Here is a 2,777-nt window from a genome sequence, read left to right as displayed (position 1 = left end):
CGTCTCGCCGCACCGGGAGCGCACCGATGTCGAGCAAGTCCGTCCGACCAGCCGCCTCGCCGGTTGCACTGATCACGTCAAGGAGCCGTCGGCGCTGCCCAGAGCCGATGTTGACGGCGCCCGTTACGCCACTGTCGAGCATCGCCACGAACGCGAGGGCCACATCGGTGACGTGCAGGAAGTCGCGAATCTGCATTCCATCGCTCGTCGCAACGCGTTCGCCTGCGACCAGGCCGCGGGACACCGAGGCGACTAGCCGACCTGGTTGTTCACCGGGGCCGTAGAGGAAGAACACGCGCCCGCACGCCAACTCGATCGCGAGTTCTCCGGCGGCGGCTTCGAGCACCGCATGGGTGGCGAGCTTGGCCGTGCCGTAGAGCGTTGCGGGTAAGAGCGGCGTGATCTCCTCGCGGCATGGACCCGAGCCACCCCAGTCGTATTCGGCGCAGGTCCCCGCGAGTAGCGCCCGCTCGCCCCCGCGCTCCGCGAACGCGTGAACGAGGCGGATGGTGGCAGCGATCCAGCGCAGGTTCTCAAGTGAGTGCCAGAACAACCCATGCTCGGCGTACCACGCGAGATGCAACAGGTGGCTCGGCTCCACCGCCGCGAGCAATGTCTCGGGCCCATCGTGAGCGAGCAGATCAGCGCGGTGCCATCGCACACCGGGTGGCGCACCGCATGGCGCCGCGCCGCGCGAAGCGGCGTGAACTTCGAAGCCGCGTGCCAGCAGCGGTGCGAGCACGTTGGAGCCAATGAACCCACTGGCACCGGTTACAAGGACACGGGGCGACGCTGTCACAGCTGGTCGATGTACGCGTAGCCCGCGTCGCGCGCCGAGATCGTTCGCCCACCCGCTGGAGGCTCCGGCCATGCGATCGCGAACGCTGGATCGTCCCAGCGGACACCACGGGCAGCCTGCGGCACGTATGGCGTGTCCATTGCGTACAGAACCTCGGTGTCGTCAGCAAGCGTCTGAAACCCGTGCGCGAAGCCTTCGGGCACCAGCAGCGCGAGGCCGTCCTCGGCACTCAGCTCAATAGCAAACGCGTCGTGGCGTGTCGGCGAGTCGGGTCGAAGGTCGACCACCACGTCAAAGATGGCGCCGCGGGTACACCGCACGAGCTTCGACTCGCCGTGCGGCTCGACTTGGTAGTGCAGCCCGCGCAGCGTTCCCGCGCTCGCACTGAACGAGGTGCTCATCTGTACCACGGCCGGCAGGAGCTCGGCGTCGTACGTGCGTGCGAAGAAGCCGCGCTCGTCAACCACCCGCTCCTGTTCGACGAGCCAAACGCCTTCGAGCGGTGATCCCGTCAGTTTCACGAGAACAGCCGTAGCTCCGGCGACCGGGCCGCGAAGCGGCCGCCCCACTCGCGGATGTACGACAGCTCCTGCATCAACTCGTCCTTGATGTTCCACGGCATCAGCAGCACCACGTCGGGGCGACTATCCCGGATCGCGGTCGGCGCGAGAATCGGAATGTGCGTCCCCGGCAGCAGGTGCTGCTGTTTGTGTGGATTGGCGTCGCACGTGAAGTCCAGGAAGTCCCGTGCCACCCCGCAGTAGTTCAGCAGCGTGTTGCCCTTCGCCGCCGCCCCGTAGGCCGCGATCGACACGCCCTCGCGCTTGAGGTCGATGAGGAACTCCAGGATCTGCCGCTTGTCCTGGACGACGCGAGCGCCGAAGTCCAAGTAGGTCTTCACATCCTCTAGCCCCGCCGCGCGCTCACGCTCCAGCAACTCGTCCGCAGCGTCGCTTCGCTGCCGGGGGTCGTCGGAGTGACAGGCGTAGATTCGCAACGATCCGCCGTGGGTCGGGAGCTCTTCGACATCGAAGAGGCGCAGGCCGTGCGCCTCGAAGATGCGCGTCGCCGTCGCGAAGGACAGGTACGAGAAGTGCTCGTGATAGATCGTGTCCCACTGATTGAGCGCGATGAGCTTGAGCAGATGCGGGAACTCCATCGTGATCGTCCCGTTGGCCTTCAGCGCGATCCTCATGCCCTCGACGAAGTCGTTGATGTCGGGGACGTGGGCCAGGACGTTGTTGCCCAGCAGCAGGTCGGCTGGGGTATCCGAGGCCACCGCGCGCGCCGTGGCCTCACCCCAGAACTTGATCCGGGTCGGTATTCCCTTGTCGATCGCGACCTGTGCGGTATTCGCGGTCGGCTCGATGCCAAGCACCGGGATGTCCTGTTCGACGAAGTACTGCAGCAGGTAGCCGTCGTTGGAGGCGACCTCGATCACCTGGCTCGAGGCGTCGAGGCCGAGCAGCTCGATCATCTGCTCGGTGTAGCGGCGGCAGTGCTCGAGCCACGACGTCGAGTACGACGAGAAGTACGCGTAGTCCTCGCGAAACAGCGGCTTCGGCGTCTCGAACGGCGCGAGCTGCACGAGGAAGCACTGCGCGCAGACCAGCGCGCAGAGCGGGAAGAACGGCTCCATCGCGTTGGCCTGCGAGAGCGGGACGTTGTCGTTGGCGACCGGCGACATGCCGAGATCGGCGAAGACGTGCTCCAGCGGGGCGTCGCAGAAGCGACAGCGGGCGGGCGCCGGCGTCACGTCCACGTGCACCACGCCGCGCGGCCGGTGTCCCACAGCGCCTCGAGCTCGTGGCGGTCGCGCAGCGTGTCCATCGCCTGCCAGAAGCCGTCGTGGTGGTAGGCGGTCAGCTCGCCGCGCGCGGCGATGTCGCGCAGCGGCTCCTCCTCCCACTTCGTGTCGTCGCCCGCGATCGCCTCGCCGACGGCGGGCTCGCAGACGAAGAAGCCGCCGTTGATCCAC

3 protein-coding genes and 1 pseudogene are annotated in these 2,777 nt (G+C 67.1%); all 4 read right to left on the bottom strand.

Annotation, left to right across the window (positions count from 1 at the left end):
• A partial coding sequence (locus tag V6M37_RS11955; RefSeq protein WP_332673552.1) for an NAD-dependent epimerase/dehydratase family protein occupies window positions 1-742 on the bottom strand: 742 nt, incomplete at its 3' end.
• A 53-nt stretch (window positions 743-795) separates the two neighbouring features.
• The gene (locus V6M37_RS11950) at window positions 796-1,320 is read right to left on the bottom strand and encodes a dTDP-4-dehydrorhamnose 3,5-epimerase family protein (protein ID WP_332673550.1); all 525 of its coding nucleotides are present in this window, start codon (window positions 1,318-1,320) and stop codon (window positions 796-798) included.
• On the bottom strand, window positions 1,317-2,561 hold the full coding sequence (locus V6M37_RS11945; RefSeq protein WP_332673548.1) for a class I SAM-dependent methyltransferase: 1,245 nt from the start codon (window positions 2,559-2,561) through the stop codon (window positions 1,317-1,319). Before V6M37_RS11945 ends, V6M37_RS11950 begins: the two co-directional genes overlap by 4 nt.
• A pseudogene (locus V6M37_RS11940) lies at window positions 2,552-2,777 on the bottom strand (glucose-1-phosphate cytidylyltransferase); the annotation flags it as partial. The gene V6M37_RS11945 and the pseudogene V6M37_RS11940, both read right to left, overlap by 10 nt.

The sequence above is a fragment of the Aromatoleum sp. genome (genome assembly GCF_036675785.1).
In the GTDB taxonomy this organism is placed as follows: Bacteria; Pseudomonadota; Gammaproteobacteria; order Burkholderiales; family Rhodocyclaceae; genus Aromatoleum.
This window is presented reverse-complemented; position numbering and strand designations above follow the sequence as displayed.